The following is a 23,209-nucleotide window of genomic DNA, read 5'->3' as shown; positions in this document are numbered from 1 at the left end:
GGATTCACGCGATCCGGCCTGCGGCACATCCGAAGTCCTGCAAACTGAAGAGAACTCGAAAGCAAGAGGGTGACATGAGCAATGGTGTGAACATCGGCGTCGTCGGCGCCACCGGCCAGGTCGGCGCGGTCGTGCGGCGACTGCTCGAGGAGCGAGACTTCCCGGTCGCGCGGATCCGCTTCTTCGCGTCGGCGCGCTCGGCGGGCACGACGCTGCCGTTCAAGGGCGAGGAGATCGTCGTCGAAGACGCGTCGACCGCCGACCCGACCGGTCTCGACCTCGCGATCTTCTCCGCCGGCGCGACGCTCTCGAAGGCGCAGGCGCCGCGGTTCGCGGCCGCCGGCGTGACCGTCATCGACAACTCGAGCGGCTGGCGCATGGACCCCGAGGTGCCGCTCGTCGTCAGCGAGGTCAACCCGCACGCGATCGACGAGGCCGCGAAGGGCATCATCGCGAACCCGAACTGCACCACCATGGCCGCGATGCCGGTGCTCAAGGTACTGCACGACGAGGCCGGGCTCGAGCGTCTCATCGTCTCGACCTACCAGGCCGTCTCCGGTGCCGGGCTCGCCGGCGGCGAGGAGCTGCTCGAGCAGGCCCGCGCCGCCGTGGCGCAGGACGCGATCGGCCTCGTGCACGACGGTGCCGCCGTCGAGTTCCCCGAGCCCGAGAAGTTCGTGCGCCCGATCGCGTTCGACGTGATCCCGCTCGCGGGCTCGATCGTCGACGACGGCGACAACGAGACCGACGAGGAGAAGAAGCTCCGCAACGAGAGCCGCAAGATCCTCGAGCTGCCGGGCCTGCTCGTCGCCGGCACGTGCGTGCGCGTGCCGGTCTTCACGGGCCACTCGCTGTCGATCCACGCCGAGTTCGCGAACCCGATCACGCCCGAGCGCGCGACCGAGCTGCTTGCCGACGCGCCCGGCGTCGCGCTCTCCGACGTGCCGACCCCGCTGCAGGCGGCGGGCAACGACCCGAGCTACGTCGGCCGAATCCGCCAGGACCAGTCGGCGCCCGACGGCCGGGGCCTCGTGCTCTTCGTCTCGAACGACAACCTGCGCAAGGGCGCGGCGCTGAACGCCGTGCAGATCGCGGAGCTGGTGGCCGCCAAGCTGCCGGCGCGCGTCTAGCGTTCACCTCACCCAGTACGACACGGATGCCCCGTGGCCGATCGGCCATGGGGCATCCGTCGTTTGCGCGCCGCCGAGCAGTGTGAACTCGCGCGTCCGTGCGCAAGTCAGGAGTGGAGCGGCGTTTCGCGCATCGGCATCGCGCAGAACCGGGTGCGACACGCCTCCGCACGTGAATGACGCACCGACTGGGTATGCCGTTGCGCGTTCGTGACCTGCCGCACCTTGACGGAATTGAGTTTTGTATACAGAATAATGACGAGCAATCCCCCTCACGCCGGCTCCCCACGCCGGCTCCTCCTGCAATGACGAAAGAGGTAGCGGAATGGCCCGCTCGAACTCGAAGATGAGGCGTCTGCTGGCGATCGGTGCTGCGAGCGCCATCGCGATCGGACTCGCGGCGTGCAGCGGCGGGGGAGGTGGCAACGACGAGAACACCGTGGTGTGGTCGACCTGGGGCACCGCAGAGGAGCTCACCCGCTACGAGGACTTCAACAAGGAGTTCATGAAGCGCCACCCCGACATCACCGTCAAGCTCCAGCCGGTGGCCGACTACGGCGACTACCACTCGAAGCTGCTCGCCCAGCTCGCAAGCAACACGGCGCCCGACGTGTTCTACGTCGGCGACGACAAGATGGGCCAGTTCGTCGACTCGGGCCGGCTCATGCCGCTCAAGAAGCTCATGGAGTCGAAGGACAGCCAGACCAAGCCCGACGACTTCTACCCGGGCCTGTTCGGCGTGGCCGAGAAGGAGGGCGAGTACTACGGCGCCCCGAACGACTCGAACCCCGACGTGCTCTGGTACGACAAGGCGGCGCTCGAGGCGGCCGGCATCACCGAAGACCCGGCGACGCTCGCCGAGAACGGCGAGTGGACGACCGACAAGTACCTCGAGATGAACGCCAAGCTCAAGGACGCCGGCCTCACGGGCACGATGTTCTGGAACTACTGGGCCACCCATTGGAGCTGGCTGTCGTCGCAGGGCCTGCCTGCGCCGTACGACGAGTCGGGCGCGTTCACGGCCAACACCGACGCCGCGAGCGTGAAGGCACTCGACGAGTTCGGCGGTCTCTTCCAGGACGGCACGTTCGTCGTCGCCGACACGCTGCCCGAGGGCGCGGGCGCCGACAGCGTCTTCGTGACCGACAAGGCGGGCTTCTTCGTGCAGGGTCGCTACACGATCGGAACCGTCCAGACGGCCGGAAACCCCGACAACTACGACATCGTTCGCTGGCCGACTCCTGACGGTCAGGAGGCCCCGACGGGCGTCGCCGCCTCGTACCTCGCGATCAACGGCAAGACCGACGCGAAGGATGCGGCGTTCACGTTCTGGACCGAGTTCCTGAGCGCCGAGGGCCAGAAGTTCCGGCTCGAGGGCGGCGGCAACGCGGTCCCGTCGATCAAGGGCGCCGACGAGGTCGTGCTCGAGGACGGCTACCCCGCGCACGCGCAGACCTTCCTCGACATGCGCGACATCGGCTTCGAGGACTACGCCCCCGAGGCGCGCGTGCCCGGGCTCTCGATCGACATCAGCGACGAGTTCCTGAAGCTCTACGAGGGCAAGGCCGACGCGCAGGCGACGCTGGACGCCGCCGCCGACCTCGTCGCGGAGAAGTCGGGCGAATAGACGTGAGTCAGATCGCTTCCGGTGAGCGGATGCTGCAGGACCTCCCTGCGGCATCCGCCCCCACGCCGGGCCGGTTCCGCAAGGAGCCGGCCTGGCGTCGCCGCGACCGGCGTTGGGGGTACGTCTTCATCGCGCCCCAGCTCTTCGGCATGGCGCTGTTCGTAGTCGTGCCGTTCGCCGCGAGCCTCGTGCTCGCGTTCGCGAGCTGGGACGGCCTCGGCGACCTGACCTGGGTCGGGTTCGAGAACTTCACGGCCCAGTTCCAGGACGAGTTGCTCTGGAAGTCGATCGTCAACACGCTGATCATCGCGTTCGTCACCGTGCCGATCGGCCTGGGGCTCGCCGTGATCATCGCGGTCGCGCTCGAGAAGCTGAAGACGCGGACGCTCTACCTCATTCTGTTCTTCGCACCGGTCGTCACGTCGACCGTCGCGGTCGCGATGATCTGGCAGCAGATGTTCCGCGGCGACGGCGTGCTCTCGACGGCGATCTCGAAGATCTTCGGCATCGCGCCGCCCGACTGGCTGCAGGACCCGAAGCTCGCGCTGCTCGCGGTCTGCATCGTGACGATCTGGTCGTCGCTCGGCCTCAACGTGGTGATCTTCCTCGCGGGCCTCCAGAACATCTCACCCTCGGTCATCGAGGCCGCACGCATCGACGGCGCCGGTCCGTGGCGCCTGTTCACGAGCGTCCGCCTGCCGCTGCTCTCGCCGATCGTGTTCTTCTCGTCGGTCGTCGCGTTCATCTCCTCGCTGCAGACGTTCGACACGGTCTACGTGCTCGTGCAGAACGCCGGGCCCGACAACGCGACGCGCACGATCGTCTACCACATCTACGATCTCGGCTTCGGCAAGTTCGAGATCGGGCCGTCGAGCGCGGCGAGCGTCATCCTGCTCGTGCTGACGCTCATCATCACGGCGATCCAATTCGGCGCCCAGAAGAAGTTCGTGCACTACGAGGACGACGAAGCATGAGTCTCACGAATCCGCGCCTCGCCGACGGCACGCAGACGCCGCTGACCGACTCGACGGTCGCGATGAGCGCGCCCGGGTACCGCCCGTCGGCGCCCCGCACGGGCAAGGGCAAGCGCCGCCTCAGCTCGACCGTGCTGCACGTCGCACTCGTGGTCGGCGGCCTCGCGATGGTCTTCCCGTTCCTCTGGATGCTGCTGACCTCGTTCAAGACGCTGCCGCAGCTGCTGCAGGACCCGCTCGCGTTCCTGCCGCAGCCCTGGACGTTCGACAACTACGTCGATGCCTGGAACGCGGTGCCGTTCGGCCAGGCGTACCTCAACAGCCTGTACATCGCCGCGCTCGTCGTGGCCGGCACGCTGCTCACGGCCGCCATGGCCGGTTACGCGTTCGCGCGCATCCGCTTCCGCGGCGCGAAGGTGCTGTTCATCGTGTTCCTCGCGACGCAGATGATCCCGAAGCAGGTCACGCTCATCCCGTTCTACCTGCTCATGACGCAGCTCGGCTGGGTCGACTCGCACCTCGCGCTCATCGTGCCCGGCCTGCTTGCGAACCCGTTCGCAGTGTTCCTCATGCGCCAGTTCGTGCTGAGCCTGCCGAGGGAGCTCGAGGAGGCGGCACTCGTCGACGGCGCCGGACGCTGGCGCATCTTCTGGAGCATCATCCTGCCGAACCTGAAGCCGGGTCTCGCGGCGCTCAGCATCATCGTCGCGCTCGACGTGTGGAACGCCTTCCTGTTCCCGCTCGTGCTGCTGAACACGCCCGACCTGTTCACGGTGCCGCTGCTGCTGTCGAGCTTCCAGGGACAGTTCGGTTCGGTGAACTACGGCCTCGTGATGGCCGCGAGCGCGATCTCGACGATCCCGATGCTCATCGTGTTCGTCATCGGGCAGCGCCGCATCCTCAACAGCATGGCCGCCTCGGGACTGGGAGGGCGATGACGTTGGCCGGTCGAGCAGGCGCGCAGCGCCGTATCGAGACCATGGATGCCTCGGCGCTGGCCGGCCTCGCCGGCCGCCACCTCGACCTGGTGCAGGCCCCGTTCACCCTGCCGCGTTCGCGCGTGCTCGTGTTCCGGGCCGACCGCGCGGCGGTCGAAGCGCGTGGGGGCGTCGGCGCCGGCGCCCCTGCTTCGGCCGTGCGCGTGCACACGTCGGAGTACGAGCGCCGGCTCGACGACTGCCGCGTCATCGACGAACTGACCGTGCGGGATGCCTCGGGGCTGGCGCTGCCCGTCACCGGGGTGCTGCCGCACGCGATCGAGTTCGGCGACGGCGCGGCGACGCTCACGTTCGCCGGGGCCGGTGCCCTGTCGGTCGGCGGAGGCGCAGGCCTCTCGGTCGAGTGGACGACCCCCGACGGCGAGTCGACCCGAGTCGAGCTCGCGCCGGAGGCGCCCTCGGTGCGCCTGCACGTGGCGGCCGACCGCGGCGTGCGGCACGAGGCATCCACGTCGCACGGTGACGACCTCGCGGGCACCGAGGGCCTGTGGCTCGACTGGTTCGCGAAGTGCCCGCTCGTGCGCGACGACCTGCAGCAGATGGCCGCGTTCTGCTGGTGGGTGCTCGGCGCGAACATCGTCGAACTGCCCGGCCTCGGCGACGCGCGCGGCGTCGTGCCGTCGAAGGTCGGCTACGTCGGGGTGTGGCAGTGGGACGCGTACTTCATCGCGATGGGCCTGCGCCACGGCGACCCCGAGCTCGCGCGCGAGCAGCTCGAGATCGCGTTCCGGTTCCCGAGCGAGAACGGGCAGCTGCCCGACGTCGTGCACGAGGAGGGCGTGCTCGCCACGAGCGACGACCTGCCGCAGGCCGACCGCGACCGGTTGCGGCGTGCAGGGTCGCAGATCGCCGACCCGAACGCCCCGGTGCCGCTCACGAAGCCGCCGCTCGCGGCCTGGGCGCTCGGCAAGGTGCTCGAGGTCGAGGATGCCCCCGAATGGGCGGAGCGGCAGCTCGCCGTGATCCGCCGGTCGCAGGACTGGTGGTTCTCGGGCAGCGACCTCGACGGCGACGGCATGCCCGAGTACGGGCACCCCTACTCGTCGGGACTCGACGACAGCCCGATCTTCGACGGCCCGCTGCCGACGACGGCGCCCGACCTCGGCGCCTACCTCGTGCTGCAGGACCTCGAACTCGCCCGGCTCGCCGAGCGCTACGGGGCGGACGCCGCCGGCGACCCCGCGGCGCACCGGTCACGTGCCGCGCGCACGCTCGAGCTCCTGCTCGGCATGTGGGACGAGGCATCCGGCCGCTTCGAGGCCCGCGCGGCCGGCGAAGCGGTCGCGAGCGACGCGATCGTCGGGTTCATGCCGCTCCTGACCGGAGCACTGCCCGAGCCCGTGCTCGCGGCGCTCGTCGAGGCGCTCGGAGATCCCGAGCGGTACGCGCTGCCCTGGTCGGTGCCGACGGTCTCGGCCGCCGACCCCGACTTCTCGGCGACGCGCATGTGGCGGGGGCCGGTGTGGGTCAACACCAACCGGCTCATCGTCGAAGGCCTGCGGGCGTCGGGGCGCGAGGATCTCGCGCACGACCTCGCCGAGCGCACGGTCGCACTCGTCGTGCACGGCGGCGGGCCGCACGAGTACTTCAACCCGCTCACGGGCGAGAAGGCGCCGACCGCGACCACCGCGTTCGGCTGGTCGGCAGCGCTGTTCATCGACCTCGCGGTCGAGCTCTCCGAATCGTCGGCCGAATAGCGGCGAAGCGCAGATCGAGACCGCCGCCCCGAGGCATCCGCGGTCTCGATACGGCGCTGCGCGCCTGCTCGACCGACGCTCAGCAATGCAATTCCCAACCAGACAAGGAAGTCAGATGAGAACACGCACACTGCTCGCTCCCGCGGTCGCCCTCGGCGCCGCGGCTCTCCTCGCCGGATGCGCCCAAGTCAACCACCGAACGCGCGAGCGCCGGGCACGCTTCCGGTCTGTCGAGTAGGCGCACAGCGCCGTATCGGGATCACCGACACGCGATAGCTCCTACCCGTCCGTCTTCTTCGGGAATCGCTTCTTCGCCAGCGCGGGCAAGAGGTCGAATCGTCCCTCGATCAGGGCGAGGCGCTTGGCGCGGCCCCACCCTGCACCTGCTTCTCCGCGAAGTACGCTTCGTCGATCCGGTCGAACTCCTGCCGCAAGACGAGCGTCACGGGCCGACGCCGCTTCGTGTACTCGGCGCCGAGACCTGAGGACCTTCACGAGTCGTGGTCTCGATACGGCGCTTCGCGACTACTCGACCGACCTCCAGGAGTGGTGGTCTCGATACGGGCTTCGCCCCACTCGACCGACCTACGCGGTGAAGTAGGGGCTCGACGCGTTGTCGAGGATGCGGCGCATGCCGTGCAGCCAGTTGACCTTGAGCGCGGCGACCGCGCCCGGTACGTCGCCCTCGGAGAGACGGGCCGCGATGGCGGCGTGCTCGGCCGCGACGCGCTCGATCATCACGTTGTTCGGCACAAGCAGCGACTCGTAGCGGTGGAACGCCCCGCGCACGCTCTCGATCACATCGAGGAGGCGGCGGTTCGGGCAGGCCGAGAGCATGATGCCGTGCCACTCGTCGTCCTTCGTGACCACGAGGGCGTGCTCGACGACCTCCTGGTCGAACTCGGCGGCGAGCTTCGAGAGGCGGGTGCCGATCTCGCGCAGCTCGTCGACCGGGCTCAGTTCGAGCGCGAGGCTCTCGAGGGCGGCCATCACGGGAGCGAGGTCCTCGAACTCGCTCGCGCTGAGCGGCACGAAGCGGAAGCCCTTGCCGTTCTCGCTCGTGATCTGGCCTTCGCTCTCGAGGGCGATGAGGGCCTCTCGCAGCGGCGTTCGACTCACGCCGAGCTCGCCGGCGAGCTGCACCTCGTTGATGCCCTCACCCGGCTGCACCTCGCCCGCGCGCATGCGCGCGAGCAACTCCTCACGGACCTGCGAGCGCAGGTTCTTGCGTTCGATCGCCATGTGTTCGCCCTTCGGACCCCTCGGCCGTCGCGGTAAGCCTAGGGCTCAGCCCGGGCTTGACCGCTTCCGGCATCCGGTTTACGGTGTCTGTATACAGAATACATTCTGCACCGCAGACTGTACATCCCCGCGCACTCAGAGAGGAGCAGGTGTGACCGACGAGTCCCCTCGGCCGATCCGCCTCGACGCGCTCGCCTACGGCGGCGACTACAACCCCGACCAGTGGTCGGAGGAGGTCTGGCACGAAGACATCCGCCTCATGCGCGATGCCGGTGTCAACATCGTGAGCCTCCCGGTGTTCTCGTGGCCGCAGCTCGAGACCGCGCCCGGGGTCTACGAGTGGGGCTGGCTCGACCGCATCATCGAGCTCCTGTGGGAGGGCGGCATCAAGGTCGACCTCGCCACCGCGACCGCGACCCCGCCGTCGTGGCTCATCCGCAGCCACCCCGAGATGCTGCCGTCGAACGAAGACGGCCAGCGCCTCGAGTTCGGCTCGCGCCAGGCGTACTGCCCCAGCTCTCCGGTCTGGCGCGAGAACGTGGCGCGGATGACGCGCGCGATGGCCGAACGCTACGGCGAACACCCGGCGCTCGCGCTCTGGCACGTCTCGAACGAGTACGGCGATCACGTCTCGCGCTGCTGGTGCCCCGAGTCATCCGCGCACTTCCGCCGCTGGCTCGAGGCCCGCTACGGCGACCTCGACGGACTCAACGAGGCATGGGGCGTGAACGTGTGGGGCCAGCGCTACACCGACTGGGCGCACATCGAGGCGCCGCGCCGCTCGACCGGACCCGTGAACCCGACGCAGCTGCTCGACTTCGAGCGCTTCTCGTCGGACGCGCTGCTCGAGCTCTTCCAGCTCGAGGTCGACATCCTGCGCGAGGTCACGCCCGAGATCGGCGTCACCACGAACTTCATGTCGATCCTGCGCGACCTCGACTACTGGGACTTCGCCGCGGCCGAGGACCTCGTCACCGACGATGCGTACCCCGACCCCGCCGACCCGCTCGCGCACGTGCCGGCCGCCCTCAACTACGGCTACATGCGCTCACTCAAGGGCGGGCGGCCGTGGCTGCTGCTCGAGCAGGCACCGAGCGGCGTCAGCTGGCGCGACGTCAACGTGCCGAAGGCACCGGGCCAGTACCGGATCGGCAGCCTGCAGGCGATCGCCCACGGCTCCGACGGGGCGATGGTCTTCCAGTGGCGCCAGGCGAAGTACGGGCAGGAGAAGTTCCACTCGGCGATGGTCGGGCACCGCGGCGAGGCATCCCGCTCGTTCCAGGAGGCGAAGGCGTTCGGCGCCGAGCTGAAGCGCCTCGAGCCGGTGCGCGGCAGCCGCGTGCGCTCGCGCGTCGCGCTCGTCGTCGACCACGACTCGTGGTGGGGCTCGTCGGCGACCGAGTCGCTGCCCTCGCAGCGGCTCAACTGGCTCGCACAGGCCCGCGCCTGGCACGCGGCGCTGCACGCGCTCGGGCACGCGGTCGACACGGTGCGGGCGACCGGCCCGTTCGACGGCTACGACGTCGTCGTGGTGCCGAACCTGTACGTCTCGGATGCCTCGCAGGCCGAGGCGCTCTCCGACTTCGTCGCACGCGGCGGCCAGCTCGTCGTCGGTCCGTTCTCGGGCGTCGTCGACGACACCGAGAAGGTGCACGACGGGGGAGCGCCCGGCCCGCTGCGGGGCCTCCTGGGTGTCGAGGTCGACGAGCAGTGGCCGGTGCCCGACGGGATCGCCGAGCGCGTCGCGTTCGTCACCGGCGCCGAGTTCGACGCCCCGACCTGGGGCGAGTGGATCGAGGTGCACGACGGCACCGAGGTGCTCGCCCAGTACGCCTCGGGCGAGCTCGACGGCCGAGCGGCGATCACCATCCGTCGCTCGGGCAGCGCGCGAAGCGAGCGTCTCGAGACCACGGATCCCGCGGAGGGCGGTGGGCTCGATACGGGCTCCGCCCTCCTCGACCGACCGAGTGGCACCGCCTGGTACGTCAGCTGCGTGCTCGAGCGCGACGGGCTGATCGCCCTCTTCCGCGACGTGCTCGCCGCGGCCGGCCTGCCGGCGCGCGAGCGCATCGACCTCGACCTCGAGGCGGTGACCCGCAGCGACGAGACGACCGACTACACCTTCGTGCTCAACCACGGCCGCCGCGAGATCACGGTCGACGTGCCCGCCGGGGCGCGCGACCTGCTCACCGGTTCGACCGACGGCCGCACCCTCGCCCTCCCGCGCTTCGGCGCCGCCGTGCTCGCCACCCCGCGCGCGGCGAAGCCGCCCTTCATCACCCTGTCCGACACCACCGACTGAGGCACCATGACCGACACCTTCGTCCATCCGTACATCCCCAACACCGCGCCCGCGACGAAGCAGGCGATGCTCGACGCGGTCGGCGCCGCCTCGATCGACGAGTTCTACGCCGACGTGCCCGCCGACCTGCGCCTCGGCCGTGCGCTCGACCTGCCGGCGCCGCTCGTCGCCGAGCAGGACCTCGCGGGCCACGTCCGGGGCCTGCTCGGCAAGAACCGCTCGACCGTCGAGCGGCTGAGCTTCCTCGGCCACGGCACGTACCACCACTACGTGCCCGCCGTCGTCGACGAGGTCATCAACCGCAGCGAGTTCCTCACCGCCTACGCGGGCGAGCCGTACGAGGACCACGGTCGCTTCCAGGCACTGTTCCAGTACCAGTCGCTCATGGCCGAGCTGCTCGCCATGGACGTCGTGAACGTGCCCACCTACGACGGGTACCAGGCGACCGCCACGGGCCTCTCGATGGCGGGCCGCATGACCGGGCGCCGCCGCGTGCTCGTCGCGAGCGACGTGCTGCCGGCCAAGCTCTCGAAGGTGACCGACTTCGTGCGCGTGCACCTCGACCTCGAGTTCGTGCCGACGGTGAACGGCACCGCGGACGCCTCGGCCGTCGCCGCACGCCTCGACGACGACGTCGCCGCTGTCTGGGTCGAGACGCCGTCGGTGACCGGTGCGCTGGAGACCCGCCTGCGCGAGCTCGCCGACGCGGCCCACGCCGCAGGCGCCGTGCTCGTCGTGGGCACCGACCCGATCGGCTACGGCGTGCTCACGCCGCCCGCCGAGCAGGGTGCCGACATCGTCTGCGGCGACATCCAGTCGCTGGGCCTCCACCAGTGGTTCGGCGGCGCGCACGGCGGCTTCATCGCCGTGAACGACGACCCGAAGTTCATCATGGAGATGCCCTCGCGCCTCTTCGGGCTCGCGACGACCGACGTGCCCGGCGAGGTCGGCTTCGGCGACGTCGCCTACGACCGCACCTCCTTCGCGCACCGCGAGGAGGGCAAGGAATGGGTCGGCACCGCCGCAGCCCTCTGGGGCATCGCCGCCGGCGTCTACCTCGCGCTCATGGGCCCGCAGGGCATGCGCGAACTCGGCGAGCTGCTGCTCGCCCGCACCCGCTACGCCCAGCAGCGGCTCGCCGCGATCCCCGGCGTCGCGCTCGGCGACGGTGCGCTGCACCTGCGCGAGTTCACGGTCGACCTCGCGGGTGCCGGCCTCACGGCGCACGGCGTCGTCGAGTCGCTGCGCCGCCAGGGCATCGAGCCGGGCGTCGTCGTCGGCGAGCACCGGCTGCTCGTCTGCGTCACCGAGATGACCGGCCAGGCCGCCATCGACCGTCTCGCCGCCGCGATCGGCGCGCTCGCCGAGGCATCCACCCTCAACACCACTCAGGAGGACCGCGCATGACGCTCCCCATCGCACCCAAGCCCGCCCTCCGCCGCTTCCACCAGGCCAGCTGGGACGAACCCGTCATCTTCGAGCTCTCCACCCCGGGCGAGCGCGGCGTGCTCGTCACGCCGATCGAGCCGGGCGTGCGCGACGCGGTCGGCGACGTCGTCTCCGACCTGCCCGCGGGCCTCCGCCGCGACGTGCCGCCCGCCCTGCCCGAGATGGGCCAGCAGCGGGTGCTCAAGCACTACCTGCGGCTCTCGCAGGAGAACCTCGGTGCCGACCTCAACGTCGACATCGGCCAGGGCACGTGCACGATGAAGTACTCGCCGAAGATCAACGACCAGCTCATCGGCGTGCCGCAGCTCACCGCCATGCACCCGCTGCAGGACCCGGCCGACGCGCAGGGAGTGCTCGAGATCACCTGGAACCTCGAGCGCATGCTCGCCGAGATCTCGGGCATGGACGAGGTGTCGCTGCACACGCAGGGCGGCTCGGCCGCGATCTGGGCGAACGTCGCGATGATCCGTGCGTATCACGAGGCGAACGGCGAGGGCGAGCAGCGGCGCGAGGTCATCACGACGATCTTCAGCCACCCGTCGAACGCGGCGGCCGCGAAGGCGGCCGGCTACGACGTGATCACGATCTTCCCCGACGCCGAGGGCTACCCCGACCTCGCGGCGCTCAAGGCGGCCCTTTCGCCGCGCACCGCGGCGATCATGGTCACCAATCCGGAAGACACGGGCATCTACAACCCCGCGATCCGCGAGTGGGTGGATGCCGCCCACAGGGTCGGTGCGCTCGCCTCGTACGACCAGGCGAACGCCAACGGCATCCTCGGCATCACGCGCGCCCGCGACGCCGGCTTCGACGTGTGCCACTTCAACCTGCACAAGACGTTCTCGACGCCGCACGCGTGCGGCGGGCCCGGCGCCGGGGCGAACGCGGTGAGTGCCGCGCTCGCGCCGTTCCTGCCGGGGCCGCGCGTCGTGCGCGAGGTGGATGCCTCGGGCGAGGTGCGCTTCGACGTGCGCGAGGCGGGCCCGCAGTCGATCGGCGCGGTCGCGCCGTTCCACGGCGTCGTGCCGAACATCGTGCGCGCCTACTCGTGGATCATGGCGCTCGGTGCCGAGGGGCTGCTCGCGGCCGCCGAGATCGCGGTGCTCAACAACAACTACCTGCTCAAGAAGGTGACCGACATCCCGGGCGCCTCGGCGCCCTACGCCGAGGGCCGCCGCCGCATCGAGCAGGTGCGGTACTCGTGGCAGGAGCTCTTCGAGGAGACGGGCATCTCGTCGGAGGAGATCGGCGTTCGCCTCTCAGACTTCGGCATGCACTACTGGACGAGCCACCACCCGTACGTGGTGCCGCAGCCGTTCACGCTCGAGCCGACGGAGTCGTACTCGATGGCCGAGATCGACGAGTACGTCGCCGCGCTCGCCGAGGTCGCCCGCGAGGCACGCGAGACGCCCGAGGTCGTGCGCACCGCACCGCACAACCAGACGGTGCACCACACCCACCACGACGACCTCGACGACCCCGAGCGCTGGGCGATCACGTGGCGCGCCTACCGTCGCAAGTACTTCGGCGAGAGCCCGGCCCGTCGAGCGGCGCAGCGACTCGAGTCGACCGCCGCCACCGCGTCGGAGTCGGCCGCCTGAGCATGCTCGCCCTCGTCGTGAACCCCGTCGCCGGGGTCGGCGGTCCTGCGGGACTCGCCGGCTCCGACGGCGCGGCCGTGCAGGTCGAGGCCGCCGAGCGCGGCGCCCGGCCGCAGGCCGGCGAGCGGGCACGGGTCGCGCTCGAGGTCGTCGCGGCGCATCTCCGTCGGTCGAGCAGCGCCGACGGGGTCGACGCGTCTCGAGACCGCGCCCGTGTCGCCGGTCGTCCCGGTACGGCGCTGCGCGCCGCCTCGACCGGCCGTCTGCCCGTCGTGCTCACCGCGGCGGGTGCGATGGGGGAGGACGCGGTGCGCGCCGCCGGCCTCGAGCCGCGCGTCGTCTACCGGCCGAGCGTCGCCGACCACGCGACGTCCGCGGCCGCCACGACGGCGGCTGACACGACGGCCGCCGTGCGCGCACTCGTCGACGCCGGCGCGACCCTCGTGCTCTTCGCCGGCGGCGACGGCACCGCCCGCGATGTCGCGGCCGGGCTGTCGGAGGCCGGTCGAGGGACCGCGACGGGATCCTCTGCCGACGGCCGGAACGGCTCCGGAGGAACTTCCGTGCCGCACGCCGACGTCGTGGTCGACGATTCCGGCATGTCGCCGAGAAGTTCCTACAGAGCATCGGTGCCGACGGCGTGGGGCGGCCGCCCGGGTGCGGTGGCGGTCGCCGCGCTCGGCATCCCGGCCGGCGTCAAGATGTACTCGCCCGTCTTCGCGGTGAGCCCGCGCGCCGCGGGCGCGCTCGCGGCGGCGTGGTCGGCGGCATCCGGATCGGACGGCGCCCTGCCCGTGCAGGAGCGCGAGGTGCTCGACATCGACGAGGCGGCGATGCGGCGTGCGCGCGTCGAGCCGCGCCTCTACGGCACCATGCCCGTGCCCTACCGCGCAGGCCGCACGCAGTCGCGCAAGGCGGCGACGCCGGTGACCGAGCAGGCCGCCGTCGCGGGTGCCGCGCGCGGTGCGGCCATGGCGATGCGCCCGGGCATCCGCTACCTGCTCGGCCCCGGCGGCACGATGGCCGAGCTCGCCCGCGAGCTCGGGGTCGCGAAGACCCCGCTCGGCGTCGACGTCGTGCTCGACGGCCGGGTCGTCCGCGCGGGGGCGAGCGAGCACGAGCTCGTCGACGAGATCTCGCGCGGCCCCGCGAAGGCCGTCGTGAGCGTCATCGGCGGCCAGGGCTTCCTGCTCGGCCGCGGCAACCAGCAGCTCTCGGCGCGCGTGCTGCGCCTGCTCGACGACGACCCGCTCATGGTCGTCGCCCCCGAGCAGAAGCTCATCGACCTCGGCGGCCGCCCCCTGCTCGTCGACACCGGCGACCCCCTCGTCGACGCCCGCCTCGCGGGATTCGCGCGCGTGATCACCGGCCCCTCCACCACGAGCCTCTACCCTGTGCACGCGCCCGACGCCGAGCCATCCGAACCCTGAACGTGACCGGTCGAGCCCGACCGGCCCTACACACCCACCCCGAACCGAAGGAGAAGGCCATGCGCCTCGAGAACAAGCAGGCCATCGTCACGGGCGGCGCGGGCGGCATCGGCCGCGCCACCTCGATCGCCCTCGCAGCCGAGGGTGCGAAGGTCGCCGTCGTCGACCTGAACGCCGACGCGGCGGCCGCGGTCGCCGACGAGATCCGGGCGGCCGGCGGCACGGCCATCGCGATCGCCGCGGATGTCGCGAGCGAGTCCGACATCGAACGCGTCGTGCAGACCGTGGTCGACGAGTTCGGCGGCGTGAACGTCGTCTTCAACAACGCGGGCATCATCCGTCGCACGACCGCGGTCGAGACGACCGTCGAGGAGTGGGACCGCGTCTTCGGCGTGAACGTGCGCTCGATCTTCCTCATGTGCAAGCACGTCGTGCCGGTCATGGCGGCCGCGGGCGGCGGCTCGATCGTCAACACGGGTTCGGGCTGGGGCCTCAAGGGCGGTGGGCAGGCGATCTCGTACTGCGCCTCGAAGGGCGCCGTCGTCAACATGACCCGCGCGCTCGCCATCGACCACGGTCCGCAGGGCATCCGGGTGAACTCGGTCAACCCGGGCGACGTGAACACGGGCATGCTGCGCGACGAGGCCCGCCAGCTCGGCCAGGCCGAATCCGGATTCCTCGCCGAGGCCGCCGACCGGCCGCTGCGCCGCATGGGCGAGCCGTACGAGATCGCGGCGGCGGTCGTCTGGCTCGCGAGCGACGAGTCGAGCTACGTCACCGGTTCGGCGCTCGTCGTCGACGGCGGCGGCATCGCGTAGGCGGAGGTCGGTCGAGGAGCGCCGACGGAGGCGACGCGTATCGAGACCGCGCGCAACGGGCGCGTGGTCTCGACACGGCGCTTCGCGCCGACTCGACCGACCAGGCAGGGATCAGTCGTGCGGGATGGCGGCGACGACGTCGATCTCGACGAGGATGTTCGCGAGGCGCGAGCCGACCGTCGTGCGCACGGGGTAGGGCTCGGTGAAGAACTCGGCGTAGGCCTCGTTGTACTCGGCGAAGTCGGCGAGGTCCTCGAGGTGCGCGGTCACCTTCACGACGTCGTCGTGCGTGAGGCCGTACTCGGCGAGAACGGCGCCGATGTTGCGCAGCACCTGGCGGGTCTGCTCCTTCACGCCGCCCTCGACGACGAGGCCCGTCGCCGGGTCCTGCGGGCCGAAGCCCGCCGTGTACAGGAATCCGTTCGCGACGACGCCGTGGCTGTATGGCCCGGCGGGCTTCGGCGCGTTCGAGAGGGTGACGGCGGTCTTGGACATGGTTCCTCCTGTGTGGTGGTGGTGGTCGTGGTGCGTCGGTGGTCGTCGGGGATGCCTCGGCGTGAGACCCGAGGCATCCGTCAGCCGAGATCGCGGGCGATGAGCTCGGCGGTCTCGCGCATGGCGGGCAGGTCGGCCTTCAGCCGGTCGAGGTCGGCGACCATGCGGATCGCCGTGATCGAGAGTGCGCCGACGATGCCCATGGAACTGCGGATGGGCACGGCGATGCAGTTCACGAATGCCTCGAACTCGCGGTCGTCGGTCGCGTAGCCGCGGGCCGAGACGATGGCGAGCTCGCGGTCGAGTCGCTCGCGCGAGTCGATGGTCAGGTCGGTGTAGCGCTGCCACACGACGCCGTCGAGCACGGCGTCGCGCCCCGCACGGTCGAGGTCGGCGAGGATCGCCTTTCCGACGGCGGAGCAGTAGGGGATCACGGCCCGGCCGATTCGCGAGTACATGCGCACGCCCGACTCGTCCTCGGCCTTGTCGACGTAGACGATCGAGCGGTCCATGAGCGCAGCGAGGTGCAGGGTGTTGCCGGTGCGCCGCTGCAGGCGGCGTACGTGCTCGGAGCCGGCCTCGCGCAGGTCGAGCGAGTCGAGGGCCTGCTTCGAGAGGGCGGCGAGGTGCGTGCCGAGCGTGTAGCGGCCCGAGCCTCGCCTGCGCACCCAGCCGACCTGCTCGAGGGCCTGCAGCTCGCGGAACATGGTCGAGCGGTGGAGTCCGAACTCCTCGGCGAGCTCGGCGACCGTGCGCGGGCCGGCCGCGATGGCGTCGATGATGCGCGCCGCGCGCGTCACGCTCTGCGACATGTCAGGCCTCCAGCGGTTCGGTCGGTCGAGCGGCGCCCGACGAAGGAGGGCGCGCATCGGGACCACGGCCTCGATCGGCTCGCAGCCCCGTGCCCGGCGTGGCCCCCGTGAGCACCCCGTCGGCGAGCACGGGCACGCCCGCGACGAACACGTCGTCGATGCCGTCGGCGAACTCCAGCGGCGCGGCGTAGCTCGCGCCCGCGCCCACCCGGTCGGGGTCGACGAGCGCGAGATCGGCGATCGCGCCCTCGCGGACGACGCCCCGGTCGCCGAGCCCGAAGCGGCGCACCGCTCGCGTCGAGACGAGGGCCGAGGCATCGGCCCAGCCCAGCGCGCCCTGTTCACGGACCAGCAGCGCGAGGTACCGTGCGAACGAGCCGCGCGCCCGCGGATGCGGGTGCCGGCCGAGGAAGATGCCGTCGGATCCGCCGATCGCTCCGGGCAGCGAGAGGATCTCGGCGAGCTCGGCATCGCTGCGCTCGTGCTGCACCGCCATGACGACGTTGACCTCGAGCCGAGCGGCGACGAGCACGTCGAGCGCGAAGTCGATCGGGTCGCGCACCGTGCGGGCCGCTCCCTCGGCGAGGGTGAGACCGTGCGCCCAGTCGAACTCGGGTGCGGCGATGTGCGCGAGCGTCAGCATGTCCGGCCAATCGGGCCCGAGGCTCGCATACCCCGCGATCGTCGGGAACCAGTCGAGCCGCAGCCGCTCCCGCTCGACCGGATCGGCGAGGACCTGCAGCACCTCGTCGGCGGCTCGAACGGTGAGCTCGGCGGGCAGGATCGGCATGGCGAGGATCGAGCAGCCCCGCGTGTACGGGTAGGCGTCGAAGCTCGCGCGGTCGCCCGCCGACGCGAGCCGGCTGAGCTCGTGCCGCACGATCGCAGGCTCGGCGTGGAAGTGCGAGACATGCACCCGCACGCCGCTCGCCGCCGCGATCGCCGCGATCTCGTCGATGCCCGCGGCCGAGTTCGCCTCGTACCCGCCGCGCATGTGCGACACGTACACGCCGCCCGCGTCGGCGACGGGGCGGCAGAGCTCGGCGAGCTCGGCGGCATCGGCGAAGAGACCCGGCACGTAGTCGAGTCCGGTCGAGAGGCCCACGGCGCCGTCGGCCAGGCCGGATGCCACGAGCGCGCGCATCTCGGCGAGCTCGGAACTGCTCGGTGCCGCGGTGGAGCGGCCCATGACCGCGGAACGCACCGTACCGGCGGGCACGAGGGTCGCGACGTTGAGCGGGGTCGTCCCCTCGTAGGTCGCGAGCAGGTCGGCGACGCCGCCGCCCGCGTAGCGCGGGTGCCGCCCGTTGATCGCCGCGAAGTACTCGGTGCCGTACGCGCCGTCGCCTGGGGCGAAGCCGACGCCGTCCTGCCCGCCGATCACGGTGGTGACACCCTGCCGCAGCAGCGCCAGCTGCACGTCGGGATCGAAGACCGCCCCGTCGGCATGCGAGTGCGCGTCGACGAATCCCGGCATGAGCAGGCGTCCGCCGGCGTCGATCGACTTCGTCGGTCGCGGGGATCCCGGCGAAGGCGGACGTGGATCGAGACCACCCGCCCACGCGGCATCCGTGGTCCCGAGACGGCGCTGCGCGCCTGCTCGACCGGCGGATGCCGGCGCGATCCGCGCGATCCGCCCGCCCGCGAGCAGCACGTCGTGCGGCCCCCCTCGTTCACCCGCCTCGTCGACGACGCGCGCATTCCTGATCAGGACGGTCATGGCGACGATCCTCAGAAGTACGTGCGCACGAGGTCGACGACGAGGTCGCTGCCCGAATGCTCGACGACGGGGATCCACCGCCACTTGTCGAACGCCGTGCACGGGTGCGACAGCCCGAGCGCGACGACGTCGCCGATCGCGACGGGCAGCGTGCGGCCCGCCTCGGCGCGCAGGTACGCGTGCTGGTCGTTGACCGCCGTGACGGATGCCTCGCCGAGGGGTCGCAGGTCGGCGCCGGGCGCCCCGGCGACGCCGACCGGCATCGGCAGCCCCTCGTCGTACGGCAGGTCGCGCTTGCCGCCGTCGAGCAGCGCCAGCCCCGGCTCGGGGTGCGAGACGACGCGGGCGTGGCCGCGCATGGCCGCGACGAGTTCGGCGTCGATCGGCGAGATGCCGCGGTAGAAGCCGTCGTCGTGCACGAGCGTGGCGCCCGAGCGCAGCACCCAGCGAGTCGTGTGCACGTCGTGGTCGGCCTCGATGCCGGGTGCGAACACGTCGGCGACGAGGTCGAGGTAGGCGCTGCCGCCGGCGGTGACGACGAGGGGCCCGTCGGCGGGGTCGGCGAGGTCGCGCACCGCGTCGTGGAGCTCGAGCAGGTCGGCCAGGTAGTCGCGCACGGCGGCGACGGCGACCGAGGAGCGATCGTGCCCGAGGCTGCCCTCGTAGCCCGCGACGCCGGCGAGCCGCAGCACGGGGGAGTCGGCGATGCGGCGGGCGATGTCGATCGCCTCGTCGAGGCCGCGCGCGCCCGTGCGCCCGCCGCCCGCGCCGAGCTCGACGAGCACCGCGAGCGGGCGAGCGGGAGCGACGGATGCCGCGGCGAGTCCGCGCTCCATGGTCTCGACGGTCTCGATCGAGTCGGCCCACGACCAGAACTCGAAGTGGGCGTCGTCGTCCTGCTCGGCGGCGATCCACGCGAGGGCGTCTGGCGCCACGAGGGCGTTCGCGAGCATGAGCGACCGGACGCCGAACGCGCGGGCGGTGCGCACCTGGCCGGGGGTGGCGAGCGTGAGCCCGTTCGCCCCGGCGTCGAGCTGCAGCCGCCACAGCGCCGGTGCCATCGTGGTCTTGCCGTGCGGCATGAGCTCGAGCCCCCGCTCGTCGCACCAGCGCTGGATCGTCGCGGCATTGTGTTCGAGCGCCGCCCGGTCGAGCGCGAGCAGTGGCGTCCAGAACTCCGCGAGCCGCGGCGCGGTGGCGAGGAACTCGCGCACGGTGAGTCCGGCGGCACGGGCGGGCAGCCCCTTGTCGCCCGCCTCGAGGCGGAGATCGGTGGTCTCGGAGAGCGGGGTGAGGCGCGACATCCGGAGCTCACTTTCATTTGTTGCGTATGCTGCAACGCGTTTGCGCAGCAGTTGCACACCCGTCAGCATAGACCCGTGACCGACGCTCTGCTGCCCGAGATCATCGCCATCGGCGAGACCATGGCGCTCGTGACGCCCGCGCTCGCCGAGCCGCTCGAGCGCGCCGTCGACTTCCACCTCGACGCGGGGGGAGCGGAGTCGAACGTCGCCTCCCACCTCGCCGCGCTCCGCGGTAGGGCCGCGTGGGCGGGCCGGGTCGGCGACGACGCGCTCGGACGACGGCTCGTGGCGCAGCTCGCGAGCCGCGGCGTCGACACCCGTTTCGTCGAGCGCGATCCCGACGCGCCGACCGGACTCTACGTCAAGGACCCGGGCAACGGGGTGCAGTACTTCCGCGTGGGCTCGGCGGCGTCGCGCATGTCGCCGGCGTTCGCCGAGCGACTGCCCCTCGAGGGGGCGCGCGTCGTGCACCTCAGCGGCATCACGGCCGCGCTGTCGAGCTCGTGCGACGCGATGCTCGACGCGATGATCGAGCGCGTCGCCGCGACTCCCGCGCTGCTCAGCTTCGATGTGAACCACCGCGCGGCACTCTGGCGAAGCGCGGAGGCCGCCGCCGCGCGACTGCGCGCGCTCGCCGCCGCCGCCGATCTCGCCTTCGTCGGGCTCGACGAAGCAGCGCGACTGTGGGGCACCACGACGGCATCCGACGTGCGCGCGTTCCTGCCAGAGCCCGCCCGGCTCGTCGTGAAGGACGGCGATGTCGGCGCGACCGAGTTCGCGCGGGGCGTCGACGGCATCGACGCGGTCGAGCACGTCGCCGCGCACCCGGTCGACGTGGTCGAGGCCGTCGGCGCCGGCGACGCGTTCGCCGCGGGCTACCTCGCCGCGCTCCTCGACGACCGCGACGCCGCCGGGCGCCTGCGCGCCGGACACGACCGAGCCGTGCTCGTGCTCGGCGAGACGAGCGACTTCCCCCGCGACCCCCGCCGCTGAACCCACCGAGAGGCCCGACCCCCATGACGACGATCGACAACACCGCCTTCGACACGCTGCTCGCCGGGCGACCCCTGATGGCGATCTTCCGCGGTCTCGGCGCCCGGCGCAGCCTCGAGCTCGCACGGCAGGCGTGGTCGCTCGGCATCGACGTCGTGGAGCTGCCGATCCAGTCCGAGGCCGATCTCGAGGCACTGGCCGCGGTCGCCGAGGCCGGTCGCGCCGAGGGGCGCGTCGTCGGCGCGGGCACCGTCGTCGCCGTGCGGCACGTGGAGCAGGCCGCCGCGGCCGGAGCGGCGTTCACCGTGAGCCCCGGTCTCGACGAGCGGGTCGTGCGCGCGTCGTTCGAGGCCGGGTTGCCGCCCCTCCCCGGCGTCGCCACGGCGACGGAGGTGCAGCAGGCGATGGCCCTCGGCCTCACCTGGCTGAAGGCCTTCCCGGCCTCGCTCCTCGGCCCCGCCTGGTTCGGCGCCATGTCCGGTCCGTTCCCCGCGGCGCGCTTCGTCGCCACGGGCGGCATGGATGCCTCGAACGCGGGTGTCTTCCTGGCGAGGGGTGTGCGAACGGTGGCCGTCGGGTCGGCGTTCGAAGACCCCGAGCAGCTGCCGGCGCTCGCCGCGTTGCTCGCCGAGCGCTGATCCGGGCTCCTCGGGCTCCACGGCCCCTCGTCGGCGACGCCACACCGGCCGACTTCTCCGCGCCACGCGGGCCGAGGTCGCCCGTCGGCGCGCTCGAGGAGCGGCGCGGGCTCGTGTTCGGGTGTCCTCGAGGCATCCTGAATTAATTGGATGAATTGTTTCCGGTTAGATTCTTTTCTGTTAGGGTCGCTTCCAGTAGCGCCCTGCGCACCAGGCTCCTGCAGGCGGCGTCACTGCTCTTCCCACGCAACGAAGCACGAGAGGACTGTCGGAACGATGAATCGAACCAAGCGCTCCATCACGGTGGCATTCGCCGCCGGAGCGGCCGCTATCGCCCTCGGGATGTCCGGGTGCTCGCCCTCGACCGGATCCGACGGCGACGCCGCGGTCCTCCGCGTCTGGGCCGGCAGCGCCACCCCGATCAACAACAACTTCAACCCGTTCGCCGTCGACACGGCCGTGCACGCCACCTTCGGCGCCATCTACGAGCCGCTGTTCTTCTTCAACCAGCTGTCCGCCGACCCGCCCGTCGGGCTCATCGGCGACAGCTACGAGTACAGCGAGGACGGCAAGACCCTCACCGTCACCATCAAGCCCGACCTGAAGTGGAGCGACGGCGAGGACCTGACGGCGGAGGACGTCGCCTTCACGTTCGGCTACGGCTCGAACAAGACCGAGCAGTTCGTCTCGGCCGAGGCGACCGACGACACGACCGTCGTGCTCACCTACACGGAGCCGCAGTTCACCAGCGCCTCGCTGACGCTCGGCTCGACCTACATCATCCCGAAGCACATCTGGGAGGGCATCGACGACTTCATGGCCGAGACCAACCCCGAACCGGTCGGCTCGGGCCCGTACGTGCTCAAGGACTTCTCGGAGGCCGCGTACACGGTCGAGGCGAACGACCTCTTCCGCGACGGCGCGCCCGCCGTCGAACAGGTGCAGTACCTCGGCCTCGACTCGAACCAGTCGTCGCAGGACCTCTTGACCACCGGCAAGATCGACTGGGTCGGCCAGTTCATCGCGAACCCCGACGCCGTCACCGGCAAGGGCGACATCTCGACGCTCAACCTGCAGCAGGACCCGACGACGATCACCACCTGCGCGAACGCCGACCTCGGCTGCACCGGCCCCCAGACCGACCCCGCGGTGCGCCAGGCCATCAACCTCGCGATCGACCGGGCGACCATCCGCGAGAAGGCCTTCGCGGGCCTCGCGGGCGAGTCGTCGCCGTCGTTCACGCTGCAGCCCCGCGACGAGCAGTGGCTCGCCGACCCCGCGCTCGCCACGAGCCCGCAGGAGGCCGACCCCGCCGCGGCGGCCGAGGTCCTCGAGGCGGCCGGATACACCAAGGGCGACGACGGGTTCTACGGCAAGGACGGCACGGCGATCGAGATCGACCTGTTCTCGCCCGACGGATGGACCGACTACAACGATGCGGCGAAGCTCATCTCCGAGCAGGCCGCCGAAGCCGGCATCCGCATCAACGCACGCACCGTCTCCGACGCCGAGTACTGGACCCCGATCCAGAACGGCGACTTCCAGATGGCGCTCTTCGGCCTCACCCAGAGCCTCGTGGCCGACCCGTACTCGAACTACCACGAGTACTTCGCCGGCTCGTCGACCGCGAAGGTCGGCGAGGGCCCGCTCGACGGGCAGAACTACTCGCGCTACGCGAACCCCGTCGTCGACGAGGCCGTGCTCGCGGCCGGCGCCACGCAGGACGTGGCGACCAAGCAGGCGGCCTACGGCGCGATCCAGGCCGAGATCGCCCGAGACCTGCCGTACATCCCGGTGGTGCTCAACGCCTCGCAGTCGTTCTTCAACACCGAGAAGTTCACCGGCTGGCCGAGCGAGAGCGACCTGTACGCCGCTCCGCTGCCCTACCTCGCGGTCGCGAACGCGATGGTGCTCACGCACCTGAAGCCCGCCGAGTAGGCGCCGACGGTCCCATGGAACGAACCTTCCCCGCATCGAGG

At 71.3% G+C, this 23,209-nt stretch carries 18 protein-coding genes; 13 read left to right on the top strand and 5 right to left on the bottom strand.

The annotated features are described in order from the left end of the window. The first annotated feature begins 74 nt into the window (after positions 1 to 74). The 5 genes from LR269_RS16000 (at position 75) to LR269_RS15980 (ending at position 6,426) form a co-directional block, all read left to right on the top strand. Positions 75 to 1,130, top strand: coding sequence for an aspartate-semialdehyde dehydrogenase (locus LR269_RS16000; RefSeq protein WP_231431750.1), 1,056 nt, complete (start codon positions 75 to 77; stop codon positions 1,128 to 1,130). A gap of 346 nt (positions 1,131 to 1,476) precedes the next feature. Then, positions 1,477 to 2,757: a sugar ABC transporter substrate-binding protein gene (locus LR269_RS15995; RefSeq protein ID WP_231431749.1), complete on the top strand. Its 1,281-nt coding sequence runs from the start codon at positions 1,477 to 1,479 to the stop codon at positions 2,755 to 2,757. Between the two features lie 2 nt (positions 2,758 to 2,759). After that, complete coding sequence (locus tag LR269_RS15990) at positions 2,760 to 3,731, top strand: carbohydrate ABC transporter permease (RefSeq protein ID WP_231431747.1); 972 nt, start codon at positions 2,760 to 2,762, stop codon at positions 3,729 to 3,731. Next, positions 3,728 to 4,669, top strand: coding sequence for a carbohydrate ABC transporter permease (locus LR269_RS15985; protein ID WP_231431746.1), 942 nt, complete (start codon positions 3,728 to 3,730; stop codon positions 4,667 to 4,669). Before LR269_RS15990 ends, LR269_RS15985 begins: the two co-directional genes overlap by 4 nt. A gap of 2 nt (positions 4,670 to 4,671) precedes the next feature. Further along, entirely contained in the window at positions 4,672 to 6,426 is a 1,755-nt protein-coding gene (locus tag LR269_RS15980; protein ID WP_231431744.1) for an amylo-alpha-1,6-glucosidase, read from the top strand. 585 nt (positions 6,427 to 7,011) lie between these two features. Here the strand turns inward: LR269_RS15980 and LR269_RS15975 are convergent. After that, positions 7,012 to 7,668 (bottom strand): GntR family transcriptional regulator, encoded by a 657-nt coding sequence (locus tag LR269_RS15975; protein ID WP_231431743.1) that lies wholly within the window; start codon positions 7,666 to 7,668, stop codon positions 7,012 to 7,014. A gap of 151 nt (positions 7,669 to 7,819) precedes the next feature. Here LR269_RS15975 and LR269_RS15970 point away from each other — a divergent pair, with 151 nt between their 5' ends. Genes LR269_RS15970 through LR269_RS15950 form a run of 5 tightly spaced genes read left to right on the top strand, consistent with a single transcriptional unit; the run spans position 7,820 to position 15,268 of the window. After that, positions 7,820 to 9,970, top strand: coding sequence for a beta-galactosidase (locus LR269_RS15970; RefSeq protein WP_231431742.1), 2,151 nt, complete (start codon positions 7,820 to 7,822; stop codon positions 9,968 to 9,970). Positions 9,971 to 9,976: 6 nt separating this feature from the next. Then, positions 9,977 to 11,377, top strand: a complete 1,401-nt coding sequence (gene gcvPA / locus LR269_RS15965) for an aminomethyl-transferring glycine dehydrogenase subunit GcvPA (RefSeq protein ID WP_231431741.1) — start codon at positions 9,977 to 9,979, stop codon at positions 11,375 to 11,377. After that, positions 11,374 to 13,020 (top strand): aminomethyl-transferring glycine dehydrogenase subunit GcvPB, encoded by a 1,647-nt coding sequence (gene gcvPB, locus LR269_RS15960; RefSeq protein ID WP_231431740.1) that lies wholly within the window; start codon positions 11,374 to 11,376, stop codon positions 13,018 to 13,020. Before gcvPA ends, gcvPB begins: the two co-directional genes overlap by 4 nt. Positions 13,021 to 13,022: 2 nt before the next feature. After that, on the top strand, positions 13,023 to 14,450 hold the full coding sequence (locus LR269_RS15955; RefSeq protein ID WP_231431738.1) for an ATP-NAD kinase family protein: 1,428 nt from the start codon (positions 13,023 to 13,025) through the stop codon (positions 14,448 to 14,450). A gap of 59 nt (positions 14,451 to 14,509) precedes the next feature. Further along, entirely contained in the window at positions 14,510 to 15,268 is a 759-nt protein-coding gene (locus LR269_RS15950; protein WP_231431737.1) for an SDR family NAD(P)-dependent oxidoreductase, read from the top strand. A gap of 111 nt (positions 15,269 to 15,379) precedes the next feature. Here the strand turns inward: LR269_RS15950 and LR269_RS15945 are convergent, their stop codons facing one another. The 4 genes from LR269_RS15945 to LR269_RS15930 form a co-directional block, all read right to left on the bottom strand. After that, complete coding sequence (locus tag LR269_RS15945) at positions 15,380 to 15,763, bottom strand: RidA family protein (protein ID WP_231431735.1); 384 nt, start codon at positions 15,761 to 15,763, stop codon at positions 15,380 to 15,382. An 80-nt stretch (positions 15,764 to 15,843) separates the two neighbouring features. Continuing rightward, the gene (locus LR269_RS15940) at positions 15,844 to 16,575 is read right to left on the bottom strand and encodes an IclR family transcriptional regulator (RefSeq protein WP_231431734.1); all 732 of its coding nucleotides are present in this window, start codon (positions 16,573 to 16,575) and stop codon (positions 15,844 to 15,846) included. A gap of 1 nt (position 16,576) precedes the next feature. Then, a complete protein-coding gene (locus LR269_RS15935) occupies positions 16,577 to 18,295 on the bottom strand; it encodes an amidohydrolase family protein (RefSeq protein ID WP_231431733.1) in 1,719 nt (572 codons plus the stop codon). Between the two features lie 11 nt (positions 18,296 to 18,306). Then, positions 18,307 to 19,599, bottom strand: coding sequence for an alanine racemase (locus LR269_RS15930; protein ID WP_231431732.1), 1,293 nt, complete (start codon positions 19,597 to 19,599; stop codon positions 18,307 to 18,309). A 75-nt stretch (positions 19,600 to 19,674) separates the two neighbouring features. On the opposite strand from LR269_RS15930, the gene LR269_RS15925 reads away from it, so the two are divergent. The 3 genes from LR269_RS15925 (at position 19,675) to LR269_RS15915 (ending at position 23,168) form a co-directional block, all read left to right on the top strand. Further along, the gene (locus LR269_RS15925) at positions 19,675 to 20,592 is read left to right on the top strand and encodes a sugar kinase (RefSeq protein ID WP_231431731.1); all 918 of its coding nucleotides are present in this window, start codon (positions 19,675 to 19,677) and stop codon (positions 20,590 to 20,592) included. A gap of 23 nt (positions 20,593 to 20,615) precedes the next feature. Then, positions 20,616 to 21,230 (top strand): bifunctional 4-hydroxy-2-oxoglutarate aldolase/2-dehydro-3-deoxy-phosphogluconate aldolase, encoded by a 615-nt coding sequence (locus LR269_RS15920; protein WP_231431730.1) that lies wholly within the window; start codon positions 20,616 to 20,618, stop codon positions 21,228 to 21,230. 276 nt (positions 21,231 to 21,506) lie between these two features. Beyond that, positions 21,507 to 23,168: an ABC transporter substrate-binding protein gene (locus LR269_RS15915; RefSeq protein ID WP_231431729.1), complete on the top strand. Its 1,662-nt coding sequence runs from the start codon at positions 21,507 to 21,509 to the stop codon at positions 23,166 to 23,168. Positions 23,169 to 23,209 lie beyond the last annotated feature (41 nt).

This window comes from Agromyces sp. S2-1-8, assembly GCF_021129215.1.
In the GTDB taxonomy this organism is placed as follows: Bacteria; Actinomycetota; Actinomycetes; order Actinomycetales; family Microbacteriaceae; genus Agromyces; species Agromyces chromiiresistens.
The sequence above is the reverse complement of the archived record's forward strand: the minus strand, read 5'-3'. Positions and strand labels throughout refer to the sequence as shown.